Below are 22302 nucleotides of genomic sequence, written 5' to 3'. Positions count from 1 at the left end.
GTCTCCTTTTGCTTTCACTCTAGGGAGACAGGGGCGGCTGGCAAAGGACGGTGGTGGAACGCGGTTGGTTCCGTGGTGGAAACAATGGGCGGGGTTTCGGGCCGTGATCACAGCCAGTTGACGAAGCAGTCCTGCCCTTCGGCAGGACTGCAACCCCGCAACCGCCACGACGCAGGCGCGGGCATGCGGGCTAGGGCCTGCAGAGCAGGCCGGGGTTTCAGGGCGCTGGCCTGTGTCCCGCCTTGCCCGCTGCGCTGCGCAGGTCTGCCACCTGGGCGGCCGTCACGTCGGCGGGCTGGCCGCCCATGGTGGCGCGGGTGTAGTTGGCCAGGGCGGCGACTTCGCCATCGGTCAACTCCTGCATGAAGCCGGGCATGCCGGGCAGGGGCGTGGGGCCCTGCCGGGTGGCCGGGTGCTTGGGCAGGCCGACGAGGATGGCCAGCACCAGGTTGCGGGCGTCGGCCTGGCGCACGGTGCTGTTGCCCTTGAGCGGGGGCATGGTGAGGCTGCGGCCCAGGCCTTCGCTGCCGTGGCAGCTGGCGCACAGCGCCATGTAGTGGCCCCGGCCCGCGTCCAGCGTTCCCGCGCCGTTGCCCGCGCTGTTGCCGGTGCCGGAATCCGGGGGCGCGGCGGCCGGCAGCGGCTGGGGCGCGGGCGGGTTGTCGCCCAGCAGGAAGGTGGACAGCGCCGTCATGTCCTCGGCTGTGAGGTATCGGGTGCTGTTGGCGATGACCTCGTGCATTTCATCGAAGGCGCTGCCGTGGGCCGAGAAGCCCGTCTGCAGGAACTGGGCCATGCCCTCGCGCGTCCAGCCGCGTGCGGCCAGGGCTTCGGCGGTGATGCCGGGGGCCGTGAACAGCGACAGCGTGCCGCCCTGCAGCCAGCGGTCCTTCTGCATCTGGCCGAACATGCCGCGCGGCGTGTGGCATTCGGCGCAGTGGCCCATGACATTGCCCAGATACTGGCCGCGCAGCCAGGCCGGGCTCTGGCCCTGAGAGCCCACAGGCAGCGGCGCGCTGGACAGGAACAGCGTCTTCCAGCCGAACATCAGCACGCGCAGGTTGAACGGGAAGGGCAGGGCGGGCTTGGTGTTGGGCTGGGCCACGGGCCGGATGTTCATCAGGTAGCCGTAGATCAGGTCCGAGTCTTCGCGGCTCATCAGGTGGTAGGAGGCATAGGGCATGGCCGGGTAGAGCTGGCGCCCGCCCGGCGCCGTGCCGCGGGTGACGGCGGCGTGGAATTCCTCGGCCGTCCAGCGGCCTATGCCGTGGTCGGGGTCGGGGGTGATGTTGGTGCCGTAGAGGGTGCCGAAGGGCGTGGGCAGGGGCTTGCCGCCCGCAAAGGGCTGGCCTTCCCGGGCGCCACCCACGCCGCCTACCCCGTCATGGCAGGCCATGCAGTCGGCGGCGCGCGCCAGGTACAGGCCCTGGGCCAGCTGCTGGGGGCTGCGGTGCACGGCCTGCGGCTCGCGCTGGGGCACATGGGGCCGGTTGCCCCAGACGGCGGCAATGGCAAACAGCACGGCCAGCAGCAGGAGGACGAGCAGCAGCCCGCGCCAGCGGCGCCTGGGCCTGCGCGGTGGCGGGGGGCGGGCACCGCTGTAGTCGGCAGGTGGCGCGGTGGCGGCGGGGGTGGCTGCGCTGGGGTCGGCGGCGGACATGGCGCTCATCCTTTCAAGGTCAGCCCGGGCGTGTTCAGGACCAGGTCCTTCACGGCCGCGTAGTAGCGCACATAGCCGGTGCAGCGGCACAGGTGGGGCTGCAGCGCCTCGCCCACGACCTGTTCCACATCGGCCGCGCGGATGGGCGCCTTGGCCAGGCGCTCGACCAGCACCGTGGCCGCGATGACGAAGCCTGGCGTGCAGTAGCCGCACTGGAAGCTGAAATGCTCCAGGTACTTCTGCTGCACGGGGCTGATGGCGATGACCTTGCGCGGCTGGCCCGGGGCGCCGGGCGAGGGCGGGGGCGCGGTGTCCGCACCGGCCGGGTCGGCAATGCCTTCGATGGTGCGGACCTTGCGGCCCTGGAAGTAGTGGGCGCCGGTGATGCAGGTGCGCATCTCGCGGCTGCCTTCGGGCCCGTCCACGATGATGGTGCAGGCCCGGCATTCGCCGATGCCGCAGCCCAGGCGCGAGCCGGTGAGGTTCAGGTATTCGTGCAGGAAGTCGATCATGGGCATGCCTTCGGGCACGTCCATGGGGCCGACGCTCTGGCCGTTGACGGTCAGCGACAAGGGGCGCGGGACAAGGCTCATGGTGCGAGTGCCTCCCTGATCTTTTGCGGGGTCACGGGCAGGTCGTGGAAGCGCTTGCCAATGGCGTGGTGCAGTCCGTTGACGATGGCGGCGACGATGGGAATCATCACCACCTCGGCAATGCCCTTGGGCGGATCGGTGTCCGACAGCGGTGCCAGCAGCTCGGCCGTCTGCTTCCAGACCGCCACCTCGCTGCCGCGCGGCAGGTGGTAGCGGTGGAAGTTCCAGTTGCCGTCGCCGGGGCCGCCCTCGTACAGCGGCATGGTTTCGTACAGCGCATGGCCTATGCCCATGGCAATGCCGCCTTCGAGCTGGCCGTGCACCAGCTCGGGCACGATGGGCCGCCCGCACTCCATGATGGAGTGGTGGGCCAGCAGCTCGACCGCGCCCGTGCCCGTGTCCACCGCCAGCTCGACCAGGGCCGCATTGGCGCTGTAGTAGGTGACGCCCGCGTTGTTGCGCTGCATGGGCGGATAGAACAGATTGCGCCGCGCAACCATGCGGTAGCCGGCGGCGCTGCGCCGCGCGGTGACAGAGGCCTCGACGGGCGTGGCCGCCTGCGGCGTGTCGGTGGTGTCAGGGGCCGGCGTGACGGCGCCAGCATCGGGCGCGCTGCCCAGGCGCACGGCCAGCGCGTCCAGCGGCCGGCGCGCGCTGGTGCCCAGGATGTCGAAGTCGGCCTCGGCCCATTGCCAGCGGTTGAAGGTATGGCCCACGGCGCCTGTGACCAGCTGCATGGCATGGGCCTTCTGGGCCAGGGCCTGCAGGGACAGCGGCTGCATGCCGTTGGCCGTGAGCATGCCGTTGACCCAGCGCGCGTCCTCGCGGCGCACCACATAGGGCGCCTTCTGGCCGCCGCCCGTGCCCTGGCTCCAGATGGCGACGGCGGCAGGCCACAGGCCGTGCTCGAAGACCACGCGCGCCGTCTCGCTGGTGGCGTGGCTGTAGTAGTAGGCCGAGTTGCTGGCGCTGGCCGGCGAGGCGTAGACCGGCGTCCACAGCGGCCGGGTGGCGAAGCGGTCCTGGTCGGCCTGGGGCATGGTGTAGTTGTCGCCCTCGGCCTTGAGCGGCAGCTCCGGCCAGTCCAGGCAGGCGGTCTGCAGCTCGTCGGCGGGCTTGCCGAACCATTGCACGCACAGCTGGGCCTGCGAGGTGCCCATGCCCGTGCCGATCTCGGTGCCCGAGTGGTGCAGCAGCACGCGACCCTGGGGCGATATCTCGATGCGGGCGAAGGCCGCCTCGCCGCCCGTGCCGAAGTCCTTTTGCACGCAGGCAAAGCCCACGCCGTAGCGCTGGCCCGGGTGGCCGGCCTCGTAGGCGGTCTTGCGCTTGGCGCGCTCGGTCCACAGCGGATGGCGGCGGGCGCGCTCCAGCACCTCGTCGGCGCGCAGGGCACCGGCGGCAATGGCGCCCTGGGTGTTCTTGGCACCCGAGGTCAGCACGTTGCGCAGGCGCAGCTCGATGGGGTCGATCTGCAGCAGCCCGGCGATTTCGTCCACCATCATCTCGGTGGCCGCCATGCTCTGCAGCGTGCCGTAGCCGCGTGCCGAGCCCGCGTCCAGCGCGCGGCTGGCCAGGGCCACGGCGGTGATGTCGTTCTTGGGAAAGTAGTAGATGGACTGCGCTGCCGTGCCGCCGACCATGGCGACCGAGGGCGAGAAGTTGGCCCGGCCGCCGCCATTGGCCGTCATGCTGGCCACCAGGCTCTGGAAAAGGCCGGTCTTCCTGTCGATGGCCATGGTGTAGTCGATCTCGAAGGCATGGCGCTTGAGCGAGGACTGGAACTGCTCGAACCGGTCATTGGCCAGGCGCACGGGCTTGCCGTCCGCATACAGCGCGCAGACCAGGCCGTAGTAGGGCATGGGCGCGTGGTCCTTGGAGCCGTAGCCCACCGTGTAGCACGGGTGCACGAAGAGGTTCTTGAGCGGGAACCTGCTGGCCTGCACCATCTGCGCAGCCCATTCGGCCACCTCGTGCGGCGACTGCGTGGCCAGCACCATGTGCAGGCTTTGCGTGGCCGCGTCATACCAGCAGTTGGCGTTGTCGGGCTCCAGCGCGGCCGTGTCCACCGATTGCGTGGCGTAGTGGCGCTGCAGCACCAGCCAGTCGGCGGGCGGCGTGGCCAGCTCCTGGGCGATCTGCTCGGCCGCGCGCAGGCCGCGTGCCGTGACCGCGTCGGCCTTGGAGATCTGCGGCCAGACCAGCGGCTTGCGTTCGGCGGGGAACAGCGGGGCGTCGCGCAGGCTGGAGAACACGTCGTCGTCAAAGGCCGTGGCGCCGCCCTGGCGCACGTAGCGGAACACGCCCCAGGGCGGACGGTCCAGCGCGCCCGTGACGCGGCCGTAGCGGATGACGCCGGCCGTGGCCTGCAGCCTTTCCTTGGCAAAGCGAAAGCGCGCGAAGTCGTGGTAGATGAGGATGGCCACGGCCTGGCCCAGGTAGGCGGGGGTCTTGCCTGCGGGCAGCAGCATGTCCTCGCCATAGAACTCGGGAAAGGCCAGGCCGTCGCGCGCCAGGTCTTCGGCCGTGACCACGCGGTCGGGCGCCAGTTCGCCGTCCAGGGACGACAGGTCCATGCCGTCGAACAGCCGGTCGGCCAGCGTGGTGCGCACGATGAAGGCATGGGATTGCTGCTGGGGCCAGTGCGGCATGTCGCGTGCGCGGATGTCGCGTGCGAAGACCTTGGCGCCCATGACCTTGGAGCGGCCATCGAGCCGAAAGCGCGGCATTTGGGTGGCGGGCTCGCGGGGGACGCTGCCGAGTACGCGCTCCTCGAACAGGGCTGCATAGGCCTGGCTGGCCAGCGGCGCCACCCAGACGCTGACGCCCGCGATGCTGGCGGCCTGCAGAAAGCCGCGCCGCGACAAGGGAGCCGCGCCGGCCTGGCTGCCGGCGCCGGAGTGTTGTTCTGGGCGCATGGCGCTCTTCTCCTGTGGGGTTGAGCCCACTGTAGGAGGGCGCATGCCGCGCGGCCTGTCAGCAAAGGCTGCTTCTGGCGTCAGCGCGGCGGCAGCGGCGGCTTCCCGCCAGCGTCAAAAGCAGGAGCATTCCAGGTCCGCCGGGCCGCAAAAGCAGCGGGGCGGAGGCCCTGTCAATCAGACGCCAACGCGAGATGGCCTGCACAGGAGTGCCCCGGGGCACCGCGCATAGCCCGGCAAGGCGATGGCGTGTCCACATTCAGGCATAGTTGAGGGTTATGCAGAAAGTGGCGAGAACCCGGACATTACCGGGGCTTCTTATTACTTTCGTTTTTTATAGTTTGCGTTTTTATACGCGCAACCTATATTTGCTCCCACTTCCCAACAATGCGCAGCGGCGTCCCCAGGCCGTCCTGCGCCGTGGCGTTTTTTCATGATCGAGATTCGGGATCTTTCCCTGACCTACAAGGGCCCCACCGGGCCCGTCCATGCCTTGCGGGGCATCAATCTGCAGATCGAGTCGGGCGAGGTGTTCGGCATCATCGGCCGCAGCGGCGCGGGCAAAAGCTCGCTGGTGCGCTGCCTGAACCTGCTCAACCGCCCGACCTCCGGCCAGGTGCTGGTGGGCGGCCGTGACCTGATGCAGCTCAGCGATGCCGAGCTGCGCACGGCGCGCCGCGACATCGGCATGGTGTTCCAGCATTTCAACCTGCTGTCCTCGCGCACGGTGTTCGACAACGCCGCGCTGCCGCTGGAGATGGCGGGCATGTCGGCCGACGACATCAAGAAGCGTGTGGACCCGCTGCTGGACCTGGTGGGCCTGAGCGCGCTGCGCGACCGCTATCCGGCGCAGATCTCGGGCGGGCAAAAGCAGCGCGTGGGCATTGCGCGCGCGCTGGCCAGCCACCCCAAGGTGCTGCTGTCGGACGAAGCCACATCGGCCCTGGACCCGGAGACCACGCGCTCCATCCTGGACCTGCTGCGCAAGGTCAACCGCGAGCTGGGCCTGACCGTGGTGCTGATCACGCACCAGATGCAGGTGATCAAGCAGATCGCCGACCGCGTGGCCGTGATCGACGGCGGCGAGATTGCCGAGCTGGGCCCCGTGATCGACGTGTTCACGCGCCCGCAGCAGGCCATCACGCGAAGCCTGATCGACGAGATCGTTCCCCAGCAACTGCCCGAGTCGGTGGCCGTGCGCGTGAATGCGCTGGCCGCCCAGCTGGCGCCGGGCCAGCAAGGCCGGCTGCTGCGCCTGTCGTATGCGGGCGAGAGCGCCTACCAGCCCATCCTGTCGCACCTGATCCGCGAGCTGGGGCTGGACCTGTCCATCCTGCATGGCCAGATCGACGAGATCCAGGAGCAGACCTTCGGCTCGCTGGCCGTCTTCGCCAGCGGCGACGCGGCCAAGATCGATGCCGCCGTGGACCATCTGCGCGCCACGGGCGTGCAGGTGCAGATCGTTTCCACCAGGGATTGAGCGATGTTTGAGAATTTTTCGGAAATGATGCTGGAGCTGTTCGTCAGCTCGCTGTGGGAGACCATCATCATGGTCGGCGTCTCTGGCCTGGTGGGCGGCCTGATCGGCATTCCCCTGGGTGTGTTCCTGCGCCTGACCGACCACGGCGGCGTGCTGCAGAACGGCCCGGCCAACAAGATCGTGGGCTGGATCGTCAATGCGCTGCGCTCCACCCCCTTCATCATCCTGCTGGTGGCCATCATCCCGCTGACGCGGCTGATCACGGGCTCGTCCATCGGCACCTGGGCGGCCGTGGTGCCGCTGACCATTGCGGCAGCGCCCTTCGTGGCGCGGCTGGTGGAGACCGCGCTGCGCGAGGTGGACAACGGCCTGGTGGAAGCGGCCCAGTCCATGGGCGCCACCACGGGCCAGATCGTCTGGAAGATCCTGCTGCCCGAGGCGCTGCCCGGCATCGTGGCGGGCCTGACCATCAGCTTCGTGAGCCTGACCGGCTACTCGGCCATGGCCGGCGCCATCGGCGGCGGCGGCCTGGGCGACCTGGGCATCCGCTACGGCTACCAGCGCTTTTTGCCCGACGTGATGCTGGCCGTGGTCATCATCCTGATCTTCTTCGTGCAGGCCATCCAGAGCCTGGGCGACTGGGCGGTGCGCAGGCTCAGCCACCGCTGATCCACACACCCCGGTGGCCGGCGCGGCCGGGGCGGCAAGCTGCCGCGAGATTGTCTGAAAGAGGGATTCCATGAAAAAGCGCGCATTGCTTCAATCGCTGGCCCTGGCCGCCGTCCTGCCCCTTGCCGGGCTGGCCGCGCTGCCGGCCCACGCGGCCGACGGCTCGGTCACCATCGGCGTGACCTCGGGCCCGCATGCCCAGATCGCCGAGGTGGCCAGGAAGGTGGCCGAGAAGAACGGCCTGAAGGTGAAGCTGGTCGAGTTCGGCGACTTCATCCAGCCCAACGCGGCGCTGTCGCAGGGTGAGCTGGATGCCAACATCTACCAGCACCAGCCCTTCATGGACGCCCAGAACAAGGACCGCGGCTACAAGCTCGTGCCCGTGGCCCGTGCGGTCAACCAGCAGATGGGCGTGTACTCCAAGAAGATCAAAAGCCTGGCCGACCTCAAGAGCGGTGCGCGCGTTGGCATTCCCAACGACCCCACCAACGGCTCGCGCGCACTGATGGTGCTGGCTGCGCAGAAGCTGATCGAACTGAAGTCCGGCGCGGGCGCCCGTGCCTCGGTGCTGGACATCACCGCCAATCCGAAGAAGCTGCGCTTCGTCGAGCTGGAGGCCGCCCAGTTGGCGCGCTCGCTGGACGACCTGGACGCCGCCGCCGTCAACAGCAGCTATGCCGTGGCCGCAGGCCTGTCGCCGCAAAAGGATTCGCTGGCGCTGGAAGCCACGGACACGCCGTACGTGACCGTGCTGATCGCCACGCGCGCCGGCCATGAGAAGGACGCCGGCCTGCAGGCCTTCGTCAAGGCCTACCAGTCGCCCGAGGTGCGCCAGTTCATCGACACGCAGTTCAAGGGCGCCTACACGGCGGCCTGGTAAGACCATGGGTGCCCTCGAATCCCCCCGGGTTTCCGACGCGGACTTCGTGGCCGCCATCGGCGTGCAATGGCAGCACCGCCCGCTGGCGCCCGAGCCCGGCCTGGCCGCGCTGCTGGCGCAGGCCCAGCTGGACGACGGCGGCAAGGCCACCGTCGTCCAGGCCGTGGGCATGCTGGTGGTCGACGAATGCGTGGCCCATGGCTACCACAGCATGGACCTGGTCGTGCTGCACCCGGACACGCCGGGCCTGGACCAGGCGCTGGACCGCTTCGACAAGCCCCACACCCATGCCGATGACGAGGTGCGCTACATCCTCGAAGGCGAAGGCCTGTTCGGCTTTTTCGATGCCCACGGCCAAGAGCGCGTGCTGCGCGTGCAGCCCGGCGACTACCTGCGCATACCGGCCGGCGTGGAGCACCGCTTCACGCTGACCGCCACGCGGCGCATCAAGGCGCTGCGCTTGTTCGCGGACACGGCTGGCTGGGTGGCGCAATATACCCAGCGGCCCGCCGCTGCCATGGAGGTGCCCGCATGAGCCTGCCGGTCCCGACACTGTTCCAGACACTTGACGAAGCGCTGTTCACGCGCGCCCAGGGCCTGCTCGACGAGGAATGGCTGGCCAAGGATGCCGACCTCGCCCCCGTGCTGCCCGTGGTGCTGGCGCGCGGCGTGGGCCAGGACTGGCACAAGGCCGGCACCTTCCGCCACCACCTGGCGGGCGTGGCGCGTTCGCTGGCGCTGTGGCGCCAGCCGCGCGACGTGCGCCTGCTGGGCCTGCTGCACAGCGTCTACGGCAACGCCTTCGTGGACCTGGTCAAGTTCGACGCGGGCAGCGAGCGCGGCCGCCTGCGCGAACTGGTGGGCGAGGGCGCCGAGCACCTGGTCTACCTGTTCTGCACCATGAGCCGCACGCAGTTCATGCAGAAGATCCTGGCCGGCGACCTAGCCGAAGACGGCTCCATGGCGCTGGAATCCGCCGGCCGCAGCCAGCGTCTTAGCGCCTATGAGGTGGCGGCCTTCACCATCGTGAGCATGGCCGATGCCATGGAGCAGTGGTTCAGCTGGCAGGAAGACATCTATTCGCAGTTTCCGCAGGTGCAGAACCAGCGGCAGCAGGGCGTGCACTGGGCGGCCTCGCTGTGGCCCGGTCCCATGCGGCCTGCCAGCCGCATGCTCAGCCAGATCAGCGACCTGGGCCGTGCGCTGCAGCACCCGGCGCTGCGCGCCCAGCTGCCGCTGCCGCCGGTGTTCGACCATTGCAGCCGGCAGCTGTCGCCCGGCGACGAGGCCGCTGCCGTGTCGCTGTACTGGTCGGTGATCCAGCTGGACCAGCCGCTGGTGGACCTGGACGCCGCCACGGCCGTGCTGGAAAGCGCCGTGCGCCTGAACCCCTGGGTGGGCGAGCCGCAGATGGTGCTGGCCCAGCTCTACCTGTCTGCCGGCCGCGCAGACGACGCCGCGCGCGCAGCCGCCAGCGCGCTGCAGTGCTTCTGCGGCTGGGGCAATGCCTGGGACAAGCGCGTGCAGTGGGACGCCTGGATCGCCTGGACGCGCATCCTGCTGCAGTCGGCGCAGCAGAGAAGCTGGCCCGAGCGCCTGGACAAGCTCAACAACCTGGCCCTGAAGGGCTGAGATGCAAAAAAGCCTGGCGCGAGAGCCAGGCTTTTTTGTGATGGGAGCGCGTCCGCGCCTTATTTGGCCGGCGCCGTTCCGGCCTTGGCGGCCGGCGCAGCGCTGGCGGGCACGGCGCCGTCCTCGATCGCCTCGGGGTGCATGGGCCGGCGTGCATAGCGCTGTGCCAGCACGGCGCAGACCATGAGTTGCAGCTGGTGGAAGATCATCAGCGGCAGCACGATGGCGCCTACGGCGCTGGACTCGAACAGCACCTTGGCCATGGGCACGCCGCTGACCAGGCTCTTCTTGGAACCGCAGAACACCAGGGTGATCTCGTCCTCCTTGGAAAAGCCCAGGCGGCGCGCCGTCCACGACGTGATGACCAGCACCAGGGCCAGCAGGATGGACGACAGCAGCAGCAGGCCCAGCAGCGCGGGCAGGGGCGTCTGCTGCCACAGGCCGCTGATGACGGCGGCGCTGAAGGCCGTGTACACCACCAGCAGGATGGAGCCCTGGTCCACGAACTTCACGCGCTTGGCATGGCGCGAGATGAAGCCGCCGATCACGGGCCGCAGCAGATGGCCCAGCACAAAGGGCAGCAGCAGCTGCAGCGCGATCTTGCCGATGGCCTGCAGCGCGTCGCCGCCCTCGGCGCTCTTGTGCAGCAGCATGCTGACCAGGATGGGCGTGATCACGATGCCCATCAGCGTGGAGGCCGATGCGCTGCACACGGCAGCGGGCATGTTGCCGCGCGCCATGGCCGTGAAGGCGATGGCCGATTGCACCGTGGCCGGCAGCGTGCACAGGAAGAGCACGCCCATGTACATCTCGGGCGTGACCAGGGGCTCCAGCACGGGGCGCAGCGCCCAGCCCAGCACCGGGAACAGCACGAAGGTTGCGGCAAAGATGGTCAGGTGCAGGCGCCAGTGGCCTATGCCGGCAAAGATGGCCTCGCGCGAGAGCTTGGCCCCGTGCAGGAAGAACAGCAGGCTGACCATGAGCGTGGTCGCCACCTCCAGCCATTGCGAGACGGTGCCCGAGGCGGGCAGGAAGCTGGCCAGTGCCACGGTGGACAGCAGCATCAGCGTGAAATTGTCAGGGGCGAAGCGGGGGCGTGCCATGGGAAAACTCTCTCCAACTAACTATCGGTTCGTGCAGCCAGGCTGCAAGGCCCCGATTGGACGACACGGCTATTGAAAAGAGAAATGGATTTATCTGATGGTTTTATAATTTTTCCGTATGAATATCAGCCTGCGCCAGCTGCGCGCCTTCCTGGCCGTGGCGGAAAGCCGCAACTTCAGCCGCGCGGGCGAGCTGATGGCGCTGACCCAGCCCGCCGTCAGCCGCAACGTCACCGAGCTGGAGCAGGCCCTGGGCGTGCAGCTTTTGCACCGCACCACGCGCGAGGTGGAACTGACCGACGCCGGCCGCCTGCTGCAGGGCCATGCCACGCGCGTGCTGGACGCGCTGGATGAATGCCTGCTCGAAGTCAGCGGCCTGGCCACTCAGCGACTGGGCAAGGTGCGCGTGGCCAGCAGCCCCACGCTGTCGGCCCACCTGATGCCGCGCTGCATTGCGCGCTGCCGCGAGCAGGCGCCGGGCATCGAGCTGCTGCTGCTGGACCGCATCCAGAGCGATGTGCTGCAAAGCGTGCGCAGCGGCGAGGTGGACTTCGGCGTGGTCATCGACCCGCAGGGCCGCGACGACCTGCACTGCGAAACCATACTCAGCGAGCCCTTTTGCCTGGTCTGCCCGGCCACGCACCGGCTGGCCCGCAAGCGCCAGGTGGCCTGGAGCGACCTGGCCGGCCAGCCGCTGGTGCTGCTGGACCACGCCTCCGGCAGCCGCCGCCTGATCGACGCCGCGCTGCAGGCCCACGACGCCGAGGCCGCCGTGGTCCAGGAAGTCGGCCACACCACCACCATCTTCTGCATGCTCCAGGCCGGCCTGGGCCTGAGCGTGGTGCCGGAACTGGCCGTGCCCCAGGAATGGCGAACTCCCGCGAGTGGCGCCACCACCCCCGACGCCCTCGCAAGCCGCCCCCTGCTGCCGCGCGTGCAGCGCGACATCATGCTGGTGCGCCGCCGCCAGCGCGAGCTGTCGCCCGTGGCGCAGAGCGTTTGGGATTTGATCAGGGGGGAGGCGGGGCTGCTGTGAGGCTGTGGTGGGCGAGGATCAATCCATGTGCCAGTTCAAGCACTGCAAGTCGGGCACACGAGAAAACTCCCGGATATTGCGGGTGACCAGCGCTGCCTGATGGCGCAATGCAGTTGCTGCGATCAAGGTGTCATGCGGTCCTATCGGCGTGCCCTTGGCCTCCAGCGCTGCGCGTATGCGGGCGGCATGAGTCGCGCATTCGCTGTCGAATGCCAGCAACTGCATGGGGCGCAGGAGTTGCACCAATGCCTCAAGACGAGGCGCGGAGGCGGCTGGCGGCAAGCGTTGCAGTCCATAACGCAGCTCGTACTCCACGATGGCCGGTACGCCGATGTCGGTGGGGCGCAAAGCCTGCAGGCGAAGCACTACCTGCGGGTCTCCGCGAAAGTAATAGCTGATGGTGTTGCTGTCGAGGATCAGCATGGCCGCATGTCAATAGCCGACTCGAGGCACATCGGCGGCAACTGGAGCGTTATGTTCGTTCGCAAGAGGGAAATCGGCGAAGCGACCTGCCAGCTCAATGCAATCCTGAGGCCATTCATGCGCTGCGTACTTGCGAATGATCTCGGCGACCCAGCGGCTCTTGGACATGCCATTGGCTCTGGCCGCCTCTTCCACCAGAGCTTGGGTGGTGTCGTCCAAATAGAGTGTGATTTGCGGCATGGCAGTTACTCCTTGAGCGGGGGAACGGGTTCAAAAAGTATATGTGCAAACATAATTGCCCAGTTCAAGACCCAGTTCCCCTACGAGGCTGGCGCATCACACAACACCCCCACAGGCCGCCGCATACGGCCTGATCGCCTCGCGCACGCGGTCCAGCACCAGCGCGTGGGGCGAGGGGGCCAGCCGCCCGGCGCGCACGGCCTGGTATTGGGCTGGGAGGAACTGGCTGAGCATGTTCTCGGGCAGGGTGCAGGTGGACAGGTCGTCCGGCAGCCGCGCCACGGCGGCGTTCACCGTGGGGTCGGCTGGTTCGGAGAGGCTACCGGCTGGCCGCGCCCAGGGCCACGACCACGGGCCGCTGAAGCTGCGCCGTCCAGGCCCGGTAGGTCCGGTGGGCCAGGGCGTTCAGCACGGGAATGCGCAGGTCCAGGTGACGCAGGATCTCGCTCTCGGTCTGCGCCGCGGGGCCGCGTGCGCGCAGCAGCTCGTCATGGCCTTCGGTGCACCAGGCAGCCACGCTGGCGGCGGTCACCTCCATATGGCCCTGGAAGGCCCAGTGCCGGCCATGTCGAAAACCCTTGTTCAGGCAATGGCTGCCGTACATGGTGCGCACGGCGCCGCGCGGGATCTCGAAGGTGTCGTAGTGCCAATGAAAAATCGTGGCCTCGCGCGGCAGATCCATGATCTGCTGCGCGGCGGCCGTCACCCAGATGCGGCTCCAGCCAATGTTGGGGCAGGGGTTGCGCCAGACCCTGGCGCCCATGGCACGCGCCAGCATCTGTGCGCCAAAGCAGTGGCCGAGCACGGGGATGTCGCTGCGCAGCGCATCGACCAGCAGGGCTTGTTCATCCTCCATCCACGGCAGGCCCTCGTTCACGCAATGGTTGCTGCCCAGCACCACGATGCCGCTGTAGTCGGCGGCATGCAAAGGGGCCTTGCCGTCGAGAGCCGGTTGCAGCAGGCGGTAGGGGATGCACTGCTGCTCCAGGTGTTCACGCAGAACGCCGGGGCCCTGGGCGGATTCGTGCTGGAGGATGGCGACAGGTCTCATGGTATGGGGCTGCCTCTGGCAGGCCCTGTGGTTGCGAGACCTTCACTGTAGGAACGGCCGTCTCAAGGGCGGGTTGAGTTTGCCGGGATGCCCATCAAGACGGCATCAAGGCCGCACCGGGCAACACCACGGATGCCGCCATCGTCCCTCTCAAGCGGTGGATGCGCCAGCCTTGCGCCGGGTCCATTTCAGCTCGCTGACCAGCACCCCGCCCACGATCAGCGCGGCCCCCAGAATCGCCAGCCCCGGCAGCCGGTCGCCGGCCATGCGTCCCACGATGCCGGCCCAGACCGGCTCGCTGGCATAGATCACGGTGGCGCGTGTGGGCGACAGGGATTTCTGGGCCCAGTTCATGGTCAGCTGGATCAGGATGCTGGCGCAGGCCATGGCCACGGCGGCCGTCAGCCAGACCCACGAGAAATCAGGCACCGACTCGCCAGCCACGGGCATGGCCAGCAGCGCCATGGTGCCGGCCGCCAGCAACTGCACCGTGGTCACGCGCCGCGCATCGACCTTGCCCGCGAAATGCCCGATCAGCAGCACCTCGGCCGCAATCGCCAGCGTGCTCAGCATGGTTGCCATCTCGCCCACGTTCAACTCCATGCCGCCGGACTCCGGCCCCGCCACCAGCATGAGTCCCGTGAAGGCCAGCCCGATGCCTATCCAGCTCATCAGGCGCGGTGGCTTGCCCATGACCAGCCATTGCAGCAGCGGCACCAACGGCACATACAGCGCCGTCAGGAATGCCGACTTGCTGCTGCTGATGGTCTGCAGCCCGAAGGTCTGCAGGCCATAGCCCAGGAAGATGCTGGCGCCGATGGCGATGCCTGCCACCAGTTCGGTGCGCGTGAGCCCGGCCATGGCCTTGCGGAACACCAGCAGCCCGATCAAACCCGCCGTGACAAAGCGCAGGCCCACAAAGAACAGCGGCCCGCTGTACTGCATGGCCAGGTGGACCACGAGAAAGGTGCCGCCCCAGACCATGGTGACGGCGATCAGGGCCAGCTCCTGCCGGCTCAACAGCGGCGTGCGCGAACTGTGAGAAGATGATGTGTGCAACATATTGCGCACATCATATGAGAAGTATATTGCACAGCGCTGGCGAGCGCTCCGATGTCCTGGCTTTCGTCAGCGAAAACCTGCGCCGCCTGCGCCAGCGTGCAGGCCTGAGCCAGGCGGCCCTGGCCGAGGCCGCGGGCCTGAGCCGGCGCATGGTCGTGCAGCTGGAAGGGGGAGACACCAATATCAGCCTGTCCAGCCTGGACCGGCTGGCCGACGCGCTGGGCGCCAGCTTCATCGAAATCGTCAGCGACCCGGCCGCGCAGCGCCTGCGCATGGACGCCATGGCCTGGCGCGGCAGCCGGCCCGAAAGCCAGGCCATGCTGCTGGGCAGTGTGCCCGCTACGCGCGAGGCCCAACTGTGGTCATGGTCCCTGGGCCCCGGCGAACGCTACCAGGCCGAACCCGATCCCGAAGGCTGGCACGAGATGATCGTGGTGATCGAGGGCCGCCTGCTGGTGGACCTGAGCGAAGGCCCCATGACCATCGAGGCCGGCGACTACGCCATCTACGGCAGTGCCCAGGACTACGCCTATGTGAACCTGCACGAAGGCGTGACGCGCTTCATCCGCAATGTGATCTCCTGAGTGGGCAGGGAGTCCGATCCATAAGAGTTTCTTATCCTTGCAGCCCTGAACTTGTTGTTGGAACTGCGCGCAAGCCTCTGACATCATGGCCATCCATAAGCAGAGCAATGGAGACAAGCCATGGATGCCAAAGTGCAGCCCCCCGGGCTGGAAGACGCAGCGCAGCGCAACCGCCGCCATATGCAGGAGCGCCTGGACGAGGTGCGGCAGCTGGAGCAGCGCGCCGTGCAGCGTTCGGCGCGCGCGGCGCGGCAGTTCCATGCCCGTGGCAAGCTGCTGCCGCGCGAGCGGCTGGCGCACCTGCTTGATGCCGACAGGCCTTTCCATGAACTGATGTCCCTGGCCGGCTACTGCAGCCTGGAGGACCCGGACCCCGCCACCAGCGTGCCCGGCAGCGCCTTGATCACGGGCATAGGCCATGTCTCGGGCGTGCGCTGCATGGTGGCCGTCAATGATGCGGGCATCAGCGCCGGCGCCATGCAGTCGCTCACGGGGCAGAAGCTCATGCGGGCGCAGGAGATCGCGCTGGCGCAAAAGCTTCCGCTGATCCAGCTGGTGGAGAGCGCGGGCGGCAATCTTCGCAAGTACCGGGTGGAGCGCTTCCTGGTGGGCGGCGGCATGTTCTACAACCTGGCGCGGCTGTCGGCGGCAGGGCTGCCCGTGGTGTCGCTGATCCATGGCTCCTCGGCGGCTGGCGGCGCCTACCTGCCGGGGCTGTCCGACTATGTGGTCATGGTGCGCGGCCAGGCCCGCGCCTACCTGGCAGGGCCCTCGCTGCTCAAGGCCGCCACGGGCGAGGAGGCCGGCGACGAGGAACTGGGCGGCGCCGACATGCATGCCGCCACCTCGGGCCTGGCCGATTACCTGGCCGACAACGACCTGGACGGCATCATGCGGGTGCGCGAGATCATGGCGCGCATAGGCTGGACCGATGCGCCGGCCCCCGCCTGGCGGGCACCGCGCCACGATGCCGAGGAGCTGCTGCAGATCATGCCGGCCGACACGCGCACGCCGGTGGACATGCGCGAGGTCATCGCGCGGCTGGTGGACGGCTCGGACTTCCATGCCTTCAAGGAGGCCTTCGGCGCCCAGACGGTCTGCGGCTACGCGGCCATCGAAGGGCGCGAGCTGGGCCTGCTCACCAACAACGGCCCGCTGGACAGCGACGGCGCCAACAAGGCCGCGCAGTTCATACAGCTGTGCGCCCAGCTGGGCCGGCCCCTGGTCTTCCTGCAGAACATCACGGGCTTCATGGTGGGGCGCGGCCATGAGGAGGCCGGAATGATCAAGCATGGCGCCAAGCTGATCCAGGCCTTGTCGAATGCGCCCGTGCCGCGCTTCACGGTGATGTGCGGCGCCTCCTATGGAGCGGGCAACTACGGCATGTGCGGGCGCGCCTTCCGGCCCGACCTGCTGTTTTCCTGGCCCAACGCGCGCACGGCCGTGATGGGCGGCGAGCAGGCGGCCATGACCATGCGCATGGTGGCCGAGGCCGCCGCACGGCGCGCGGGCGCCGAGCCCGATACGCAGGCGCTGGATGCCCAGGACCGGGACATCGTCCATGCCTTCGACTCGCAGTCGGGCGCCATCCACACCAGCAGCCTGCTGCTGGACGACGGGGTGATCGACCCGCGCGAGACACGCGCCTGGCTGGCCATGGCGCTGGCCACCGCGGCCGGCGCGCGGCAGCGCGACCTGCATCCCGTGCAGTTCGGCGTGGCCCGCCTTTAGAGCGCTGAGGGCGGCCCTGCCATCCCTTCCTGCCCGGTGGCGCGGCGCCCATGCCGCGCGGGCCCGGCTTCGCAAGTTCACAGCCCACCAAGGAGAGCACAGCATGATGACTTCCGACCATATCGCCCTGCAGGACAGCGTGCGCAGGCTGATCGCCAGGGAGATAGAGCCCCATGTCGAGGAATGGGAGGCGGCCGAGATCTTCCCCGCCCACGAGGTGTTCAAGAAGCTGGGCGCGGCGGGCTTGCTGGGCGTGAACAAGCCCGTGGAATATGGCGGCATGGGGCTGGACTACAGCTACGAGATCGCGTTCTGCGAGGCCATAGGCGGCATCAGCAGCGGCGGCGTGGGCATGGCCATTGCGGTGCAGACGGACATGGCCACGCCCGCGCTCACGCACTTCGGATCGGACGAACTGCGCCAGCAATTTCTCAAGCCCACGGTGGCGGGCGACATGGTGGTCTGCCTGGGCGTGTCCGAGTCGGGCGCGGGCTCGGACGTGGCCTCGCTCAAGACCACGGCGCGCAAGGACGGGGACGACTATGTCATCAACGGCTCCAAGATGTGGATCACCAACGCCACCCAGGCCGACTGGATGTGCCTGCTGGCCAATACCAGCGAAGGCGATGTGCACCGCAACAAGTCGCTGATCTGCGTGCCGCTGCGCGAGAACGGCAGGCTGCGCCCCGGCATCAGCATGCAGAAGATCCGCAAGGTGGGCATGTGGGCCTCGGACACGGCCCAGGTCTTCTTCGACGATGTGCGCGTGCCCCAGCGCTACCGCATCGGCGAGGAGGGCAAGGGCTTCACCTACCAGATGCGCCAGTTCCAGGAAGAACGCCTGAGCGGTGCCACGCGGCGCGTGACGGCGCTGGACAAGGTGATCGACGACACCATCGAGTACACGCGCCAGCGGCAGGCCTTCGGGCGCTCCATCCTCGACAACCAGTCCGTGCACTTCCGGCTGGCCGAACTCAGGACCGAGGTGGAACTGCTGCGCTCGCTGATCTATCGCGCGGCCCAGGTCCACATGGGCGGCGGCGACATGACGCAACTGGCCTCCATGGCCAAGCTCAAGGCCGGGCGCCTGTGCCGCGAGGTCACGGACTCCTGCCTGCAGTACTGGGGCGGCATGGGCTTCACCTGGGACAACAGCGTCTCGCGCGCCTGGCGCGACCTGCGGCTGATCTCCATCGGCGGCGGCGCCGATGAAATCATGCTGACCATCATCTGCAAGCACATGGGCACCTTGCCCCGGCGTGCGGATTGAGCGGGGAGCCAGCCATGCGCTTCGACACCCTGCTGATCGCCAACCGTGGAGAGATCGCACTGCGCATCATGCGCACGGCGCGGCGCATCGGCCTGCGCTGCGTGGCCGTGTATTCCGATGCCGATGCATACAGCCCCCATGTGCGCTTTGCCGACCTGGCCGTGCACATAGGCCCTGCGCCTGCCGACCAGAGCTACCGCGACGGCGCGGCGCTGATCGCGGCCTGCCGGCGCGCGGGCGCCCAGGCCATCCATCCGGGCTATGGCTTCCTGTCCGAGAACGCGGACTTCGCGCAGGCCGTGGCCGATGCGGGGCTGGTGTTCGTGGGGCCTTCGCCGGGCGTGATCGACCTGATGGGCAACAAGGCCCGGGCCAAGCAGGCGATGGAGGCCGCAGGCGTGCCCACGGTGCCCGGGGCGGCGGCCCATGGCGATGCGCGCCAGGTGCTGGAGGCCGCGCGGCGCATCGGCTATCCCGTGATCCTGAAGGCTGCGGCGGGCGGTGGTGGCCGGGGCATGCGCGTGGTGCGCCGCGAAGATGAACTGGAGGCGCTGCTGCGCCAGGCGCGGTCGGAGGCGGCCAGCGCCTTCGGCTCGGACGAGATCATCCTGGAGCGCGCCATAGAGAACGGCCGCCATATCGAAGTGCAGGTGCTGTGCGACGAGCATGGCCGCTGCCTGCACCTGGGCGAGCGCGACTGCTCGACCCAGCGGCGCTTCCAGAAGCTGATCGAGGAAGCCCCGTCGCCCGCCGTGGACGAGGCCCTGCGCCAGGCCATGGGCGAGGTGGCGCGCAAGGCCTGCGAGGCCATCGGCTATACGGGTGCGGGCACGCTGGAGTTCCTGCTGGACGCGCAGCGGCGCTTTTACTTCATGGAGATGAACACGCGCCTGCAGGTGGAGCATGGCGTGACCGAGCTGGTCACGGGGCTGGACCTGGTGGAGCAGCAGATCCGCATCGCCCAAGGCCAGCCGCTGGCGCTGGCACAGCAGGACGTGCGCCTGCGCGGCCATGCCATCGAGCTGCGCCTGTGTGCCGAGGATCCCTGGCAGGGCTATCTGCCCCAGGTCGGCACGGTGGGCCTGTGGCGCGCGCCGCCCGAGGTGCGTGCCGACACCTGCCTGGAAGATGGCACCGAAATCGGGCCTTTCTATGACTCCATGGTGGCCAAGCTCATGGCCTGGGGCGACAGCCGCGAGGCCTGCCTGGCCAGCCTGCGCCAGGCCTGCGAACGCACGGCGCTGCTGGGCGTGCGCAGCAACCTGGGCTTTCTGCGCCGCTGCCTGGCGCATCCGCAGTTCGCCGCAGGCGAGGTGACCACGGACTTCCTGGGGTGCCAGGACCTGGGGCAGGACCCCTGGCGGCGCACACCCTCGCCCCATGCGCGCGCGGCGGCCGCGCTGCTGCTGGGCGGCGGCATCAGCCCGGCGGCAGGCGCCATCGCTGCGGGCCGGATCACAGGCCGGATCACGGACCGGTTGCCGGGCCGGTCGCTGTGGCTGCGCGATGCCAGCCACCCGGCATCGCCATCCCCGGCGCAGGGCTACACGCTGAGCCACGCCGGGGGCGGGCTGCAGCTGGCCTGTGAGGATGGCCCGCCGCCCATGGCGCGTGGTGCCACCGATCCTGCGCCTGCGGCCGCTTCTGTCTCCGCTTGCTGGCAACTGGGCCATCTGCGCTGGGAGCCCCGGACGGGCCTGCTGGGGCTGGAGGTCGACGGCCTGTACCGGCCGCTGCACTGCCACCAGGACGCCAGCGGGCAGCTCTGGGTACAGGACGGTGCGGACAGCTTCGTGTTCGAGCGCCTGCTGCGCTTCGAGGCCGGCCACGGCAGTGCGGGCGGAGGAGGGCAGGTGCGCGCGCCCATGAGCGGCCGTGTCATCGCCGTGCTGGTGGACGAGGGCCAGCGGGTGGAGCGGGGCGACACCCTGCTGGTGATCGAGTCCATGAAGATGGAAATGCCGCTGGCCGCGCCCGGCGCGGGCCGCATCGCGGCGCTGGGCGTGCGCCCGGGCATGCAGCTGGCCGCGGGCCAGGTGCTGCTGCAAGTGCGTGCCGATGAAGACAAGGAGCTGTCATGAACCCCTCCATCCTCCCGGACCGGCCCGCGCAGCACACGGTGCTCATCGGCGGTGCATCGGGTTTCTGGGGCGACTCCCAGATGGCCGTGCCCCAGCTTTTGCAGCAGCCGGGCCTGCAGTACCTGGTGTTCGACTACCTGGCCGAGACCACCATGTCCGTCCTGCAGCGCGCACGGCTGCGCTCGCCCGAACTGGGCTATGCCACCGACTTCGTGACGGCGGCGGTCGGTCCGCATCTGAGGGCCATCCGCGACCAGGGCGTGCGCCTGGTCTCCAATGCGGGGGGGCTGCATCCCGCAGGCTGCCGCGATGCCATCCTGGCGCTGGCGCGCGAGCAGGGCGTGCAGGTCAAGGTCGCCATCGTCACGGGCGACGATGTGCTGGAACGCCAGCCGGACTTCGAGCCCTGGCTGCAGGAGCCGCTGCCCGCGCAGCTGCCGCCGCTGATGTCGGCCAACGCCTATCTGGGCGCCGGGCCCATTGCCCGTGCGCTTGACGGCGGCGCCGACATCGTGGTCACGGGCCGCTGCGTGGACAGTGCGGCGCTGCTGGGCATTGCCATCCACGAGTTCGGCTGGCGCATGGACGACTACGACCGCCTGGCCCAGGCCAGCCTGGCCGGCCACCTGGTCGAATGCGGCGCCCAGGCCACGGGCGGCCTGTTCACCGACTGGGAGTCCGTGCCCGACTGGGCCGACATCGGCTATCCGCTGGTGCGCATGCAGGCCGATGGCGGCTTCGAGCTGTTCCAGCCCGCAGGGCGCGGTGGCCTGGTCACGCGCCAGACCGTGGGCGAGCAACTGCTCTACGAGATAGGCGATCCCTGCGCCTATGCGCTGCCCGACGTGGTCTGCGACTTCTCGCAGGTGCGCATCGAGGACCTGGCTGGCCATGGCGGCGAGGGCGGGCGCGTGCGCGTCGGCGGTGCACGGGGGCGCGCGCCAGGGCCGGGCTACAAGGTCACGGCCACCTACCAGCAGGGCTGGCAGATCGCCATCATGATGGCCATCCGTGGCCAGCGCGCCATGGACAAGGCCCGCCGCACGGCCCAGGCGCTGCTGGCGCGCACCCGTGTGCAGATGCGTGCGGCGGGCTTTGCCGACTATGGCGAAACGCTGGTGGAACTGCTGGGCGCCGAGTCCATGTACGGCCCCCACCGCCGCGTGGCCGACAGCCGCGAGATCGTGCTGCGCATTGCCGCGCGGCATGCGGACCGGCGCGCGCTGGGCTTTTTGCAAAAGGAAGCCTCCTCGGCCGGTACCTCCATGGGGCCGGGCACGCGCAGCCACTTCGGCGGCCGGTCCGAGGTGCAGAGCGTGATCCGCACCGCCTCCTTCCTGCTGCCCAAGGCGGCCGTGGCCGTGCAATGCCAGGCGGCGGCCGATGCCTTGCCGGTCCCGGTCCCGGTCCCGGTCCCAGTTACGGCGGATGGGGCGGCGTCAGCCATCGCTGATGAGGCCGCCGTGGCGGAGGCTCCCGCCGCGATGCCGTCCGACGAGGACACCGTGCGTGTGCCGCTGGGCTGGATCGCCCATGGCCGCAGCGGCGACAAGGGGGACGACGCCAACATCGGCCTCATGGCGCGTGCACCGCAATGGCTGCCCGTGCTGCGCGAACAGGCCAGCGCCGATCGCGTGCAGGCCTACTTCGCCCACCTGGCCAGCGGGCCGGTCACGCGCTACGAACTGCCTGGCCTGGGCGCATTGAACTTCGTGCTGCGCCAGGCGCTGGGCGGCGGCGGCTCCTGCAGCCTGCGCTCCGATCCGCTGGGCAAGTGCTATGCCCAGATGCTGCTCGACATGGAAATCGACTGCCCGCGGGCCCTGGCTCCCCAGGGCCCGCCCGTGGCCGCCCGCGCGCCCGGCGCATCACTGTGAAGGAGATCGATC

Annotated in this window: 20 protein-coding genes; 11 read left to right on the top strand and 9 right to left on the bottom strand. The window is 69.0% G+C overall.

Annotated elements, in window-relative coordinates; genetic code table 11:
- Nucleotides 1-217: 217 nt before the first annotated feature.
- Genes ACFPFG_RS04155 through ACFPFG_RS04145 form a run of 3 tightly spaced genes read right to left on the bottom strand, consistent with a single transcriptional unit; the run spans nucleotide 218 to nucleotide 5171 of the window.
- Nucleotides 218-1660, bottom strand: coding sequence for a c-type cytochrome (locus tag ACFPFG_RS04155; protein ID WP_380105205.1), 1443 nt, complete (start codon nucleotides 1658-1660; stop codon nucleotides 218-220).
- 5 nt (nucleotides 1661-1665) lie between these two features.
- Nucleotides 1666-2253, bottom strand: a complete 588-nt coding sequence (locus ACFPFG_RS04150) for a (2Fe-2S)-binding protein (protein ID WP_380105203.1) — start codon at nucleotides 2251-2253, stop codon at nucleotides 1666-1668.
- Nucleotides 2250-5171, bottom strand: coding sequence for a xanthine dehydrogenase family protein molybdopterin-binding subunit (locus ACFPFG_RS04145; protein ID WP_380105201.1), 2922 nt, complete (start codon nucleotides 5169-5171; stop codon nucleotides 2250-2252). Before ACFPFG_RS04145 ends, ACFPFG_RS04150 begins: the two co-directional genes overlap by 4 nt.
- Before the next feature lie 433 nt (nucleotides 5172-5604).
- Here ACFPFG_RS04145 and ACFPFG_RS04140 point away from each other — a divergent pair, with 433 nt between their 5' ends.
- The 5 genes from ACFPFG_RS04140 (at nucleotide 5605) to ACFPFG_RS04120 (ending at nucleotide 9832) form a co-directional block, all read left to right on the top strand.
- Complete coding sequence (locus tag ACFPFG_RS04140; protein WP_012205010.1) at nucleotides 5605-6651, top strand: methionine ABC transporter ATP-binding protein; 1047 nt, start codon at nucleotides 5605-5607, stop codon at nucleotides 6649-6651.
- A gap of 3 nt (nucleotides 6652-6654) precedes the next feature.
- Nucleotides 6655-7320 carry a methionine ABC transporter permease gene (locus tag ACFPFG_RS04135; RefSeq protein WP_012205011.1) on the top strand — a complete coding sequence of 222 codons (666 nt, stop codon included), beginning with the start codon at nucleotides 6655-6657 and terminating at the stop codon, nucleotides 7318-7320.
- 70 nt (nucleotides 7321-7390) lie between these two features.
- Entirely contained in the window at nucleotides 7391-8200 is an 810-nt protein-coding gene (locus ACFPFG_RS04130) for a MetQ/NlpA family ABC transporter substrate-binding protein (RefSeq protein WP_197956598.1), read from the top strand.
- A 4-nt stretch (nucleotides 8201-8204) separates the two neighbouring features.
- The gene (locus ACFPFG_RS04125; protein WP_183019356.1) at nucleotides 8205-8735 is read left to right on the top strand and encodes a cupin domain-containing protein; all 531 of its coding nucleotides are present in this window, start codon (nucleotides 8205-8207) and stop codon (nucleotides 8733-8735) included.
- The gene (locus tag ACFPFG_RS04120; RefSeq protein ID WP_380105198.1) at nucleotides 8732-9832 is read left to right on the top strand and encodes a DUF6817 domain-containing protein; all 1101 of its coding nucleotides are present in this window, start codon (nucleotides 8732-8734) and stop codon (nucleotides 9830-9832) included. The genes ACFPFG_RS04125 and ACFPFG_RS04120 overlap by 4 nt, the downstream gene beginning before the upstream one ends.
- A 59-nt stretch (nucleotides 9833-9891) precedes the next feature.
- On the opposite strand, the gene ACFPFG_RS04115 is transcribed toward ACFPFG_RS04120, so the two are convergent.
- Entirely contained in the window at nucleotides 9892-10935 is a 1044-nt protein-coding gene (locus ACFPFG_RS04115; protein ID WP_380105196.1) for a bile acid:sodium symporter family protein, read from the bottom strand.
- A 118-nt stretch (nucleotides 10936-11053) separates the two neighbouring features.
- On the opposite strand from ACFPFG_RS04115, the gene ACFPFG_RS04110 reads away from it, so the two are divergent.
- Nucleotides 11054-11971 carry a LysR family transcriptional regulator gene (locus ACFPFG_RS04110; protein ID WP_183019358.1) on the top strand — a complete coding sequence of 306 codons (918 nt, stop codon included), beginning with the start codon at nucleotides 11054-11056 and terminating at the stop codon, nucleotides 11969-11971.
- Between the two features lie 18 nt (nucleotides 11972-11989).
- Here the strand turns inward: ACFPFG_RS04110 and ACFPFG_RS04105 are convergent, their stop codons facing one another.
- The 5 genes from ACFPFG_RS04105 to ACFPFG_RS04085 form a co-directional block, all read right to left on the bottom strand.
- Nucleotides 11990-12394 (bottom strand): type II toxin-antitoxin system VapC family toxin, encoded by a 405-nt coding sequence (locus tag ACFPFG_RS04105; RefSeq protein WP_374618155.1) that lies wholly within the window; start codon nucleotides 12392-12394, stop codon nucleotides 11990-11992.
- A 9-nt stretch (nucleotides 12395-12403) separates the two neighbouring features.
- Nucleotides 12404-12634 (bottom strand): ribbon-helix-helix domain-containing protein, encoded by a 231-nt coding sequence (locus tag ACFPFG_RS04100; RefSeq protein WP_380105193.1) that lies wholly within the window; start codon nucleotides 12632-12634, stop codon nucleotides 12404-12406.
- Between the two features lie 96 nt (nucleotides 12635-12730).
- Nucleotides 12731-12928, bottom strand: coding sequence for a class II D-tagatose-bisphosphate aldolase non-catalytic subunit (locus tag ACFPFG_RS04095; RefSeq protein WP_380105191.1), 198 nt, complete (start codon nucleotides 12926-12928; stop codon nucleotides 12731-12733).
- Nucleotides 12929-12953: 25 nt separating this feature from the next.
- The gene (locus ACFPFG_RS04090) at nucleotides 12954-13685 is read right to left on the bottom strand and encodes a type 1 glutamine amidotransferase (protein WP_197956594.1); all 732 of its coding nucleotides are present in this window, start codon (nucleotides 13683-13685) and stop codon (nucleotides 12954-12956) included.
- Between the two features lie 150 nt (nucleotides 13686-13835).
- A complete protein-coding gene (locus ACFPFG_RS04085; protein ID WP_312377451.1) occupies nucleotides 13836-14747 on the bottom strand; it encodes a DMT family transporter in 912 nt (303 codons plus the stop codon).
- 14 nt (nucleotides 14748-14761) lie between these two features.
- Here ACFPFG_RS04085 and ACFPFG_RS04080 point away from each other — a divergent pair, with 14 nt between their 5' ends.
- The 5 genes from ACFPFG_RS04080 to ACFPFG_RS04060 all read left to right on the top strand — a co-directional run bounded on the left by ACFPFG_RS04080 (nucleotide 14762) and on the right by ACFPFG_RS04060 (nucleotide 22290).
- Nucleotides 14762-15331 (top strand): helix-turn-helix domain-containing protein, encoded by a 570-nt coding sequence (locus ACFPFG_RS04080; RefSeq protein ID WP_183019187.1) that lies wholly within the window; start codon nucleotides 14762-14764, stop codon nucleotides 15329-15331.
- A 120-nt stretch (nucleotides 15332-15451) separates the two neighbouring features.
- The gene (locus tag ACFPFG_RS04075; protein WP_380105188.1) at nucleotides 15452-17062 is read left to right on the top strand and encodes an acyl-CoA carboxylase subunit beta; all 1611 of its coding nucleotides are present in this window, start codon (nucleotides 15452-15454) and stop codon (nucleotides 17060-17062) included.
- Nucleotides 17063-17165: 103 nt separating this feature from the next.
- The gene (locus tag ACFPFG_RS04070; protein WP_183019189.1) at nucleotides 17166-18332 is read left to right on the top strand and encodes an acyl-CoA dehydrogenase family protein; all 1167 of its coding nucleotides are present in this window, start codon (nucleotides 17166-17168) and stop codon (nucleotides 18330-18332) included.
- 14 nt (nucleotides 18333-18346) lie between these two features.
- Nucleotides 18347-20413: an acetyl/propionyl/methylcrotonyl-CoA carboxylase subunit alpha gene (locus tag ACFPFG_RS04065; protein ID WP_380105186.1), complete on the top strand. Its 2067-nt coding sequence runs from the start codon at nucleotides 18347-18349 to the stop codon at nucleotides 20411-20413.
- Nucleotides 20410-22290 (top strand): acyclic terpene utilization AtuA family protein, encoded by a 1881-nt coding sequence (locus ACFPFG_RS04060; protein WP_380105184.1) that lies wholly within the window; start codon nucleotides 20410-20412, stop codon nucleotides 22288-22290. The genes ACFPFG_RS04065 and ACFPFG_RS04060 overlap by 4 nt, the downstream gene beginning before the upstream one ends.
- Nucleotides 22291-22302 lie beyond the last annotated feature (12 nt).

The sequence above is a fragment of the Delftia deserti genome (genome assembly GCF_042653485.1).
Lineage (GTDB): Bacteria > Pseudomonadota > Gammaproteobacteria > Burkholderiales > Burkholderiaceae_C > Comamonas > Comamonas acidovorans.
This window is presented reverse-complemented; position numbering and strand designations above follow the sequence as displayed.

What these genes read in the sequence shown, in the direction of transcription:
- ACFPFG_RS04155 (WP_380105205.1), bottom strand. Translation starts at nt 1,660, where the DNA reads ATGTCCGCCGCCGACCCCAGCGCAGCCACCCCCGCCGCCACCGCGCCA.
- ACFPFG_RS04100 (WP_380105193.1), bottom strand. Translation starts at nt 12,634, where the DNA reads ATGCCGCAAATCACACTCTATTTGGACGACACCACCCAAGCTCTGGTG.
- ACFPFG_RS04090 (WP_197956594.1), bottom strand. Translation starts at nt 13,685, where the DNA reads ATGAGACCTGTCGCCATCCTCCAGCACGAATCCGCCCAGGGCCCCGGC.
- ACFPFG_RS04150 (WP_380105203.1), bottom strand. Translation starts at nt 2,253, where the DNA reads ATGAGCCTTGTCCCGCGCCCCTTGTCGCTGACCGTCAACGGCCAGAGC.
- ACFPFG_RS04110 (WP_183019358.1), top strand. Translation starts at nt 11,054, where the DNA reads ATGAATATCAGCCTGCGCCAGCTGCGCGCCTTCCTGGCCGTGGCGGAA.
- ACFPFG_RS04080 (WP_183019187.1), top strand. Translation starts at nt 14,762, where the DNA reads ATGAGAAGTATATTGCACAGCGCTGGCGAGCGCTCCGATGTCCTGGCT.
- ACFPFG_RS04130 (WP_197956598.1), top strand. Translation starts at nt 7,391, where the DNA reads ATGAAAAAGCGCGCATTGCTTCAATCGCTGGCCCTGGCCGCCGTCCTG.
- ACFPFG_RS04145 (WP_380105201.1), bottom strand. Translation starts at nt 5,171, where the DNA reads ATGCGCCCAGAACAACACTCCGGCGCCGGCAGCCAGGCCGGCGCGGCT.
- ACFPFG_RS04105 (WP_374618155.1), bottom strand. Translation starts at nt 12,394, where the DNA reads ATGCTGATCCTCGACAGCAACACCATCAGCTATTACTTTCGCGGAGAC.
- ACFPFG_RS04140 (WP_012205010.1), top strand. Translation starts at nt 5,605, where the DNA reads ATGATCGAGATTCGGGATCTTTCCCTGACCTACAAGGGCCCCACCGGG.
- ACFPFG_RS04120 (WP_380105198.1), top strand. Translation starts at nt 8,732, where the DNA reads ATGAGCCTGCCGGTCCCGACACTGTTCCAGACACTTGACGAAGCGCTG.
- ACFPFG_RS04085 (WP_312377451.1), bottom strand. Translation starts at nt 14,747, where the DNA reads ATGTTGCACACATCATCTTCTCACAGTTCGCGCACGCCGCTGTTGAGC.
- ACFPFG_RS04065 (WP_380105186.1), top strand. Translation starts at nt 18,347, where the DNA reads ATGCGCTTCGACACCCTGCTGATCGCCAACCGTGGAGAGATCGCACTG.
- ACFPFG_RS04075 (WP_380105188.1), top strand. Translation starts at nt 15,452, where the DNA reads ATGGATGCCAAAGTGCAGCCCCCCGGGCTGGAAGACGCAGCGCAGCGC.
- ACFPFG_RS04115 (WP_380105196.1), bottom strand. Translation starts at nt 10,935, where the DNA reads ATGGCACGCCCCCGCTTCGCCCCTGACAATTTCACGCTGATGCTGCTG.
- ACFPFG_RS04060 (WP_380105184.1), top strand. Translation starts at nt 20,410, where the DNA reads ATGAACCCCTCCATCCTCCCGGACCGGCCCGCGCAGCACACGGTGCTC.
- ACFPFG_RS04135 (WP_012205011.1), top strand. Translation starts at nt 6,655, where the DNA reads ATGTTTGAGAATTTTTCGGAAATGATGCTGGAGCTGTTCGTCAGCTCG.
- ACFPFG_RS04070 (WP_183019189.1), top strand. Translation starts at nt 17,166, where the DNA reads ATGATGACTTCCGACCATATCGCCCTGCAGGACAGCGTGCGCAGGCTG.
- ACFPFG_RS04125 (WP_183019356.1), top strand. Translation starts at nt 8,205, where the DNA reads ATGGGTGCCCTCGAATCCCCCCGGGTTTCCGACGCGGACTTCGTGGCC.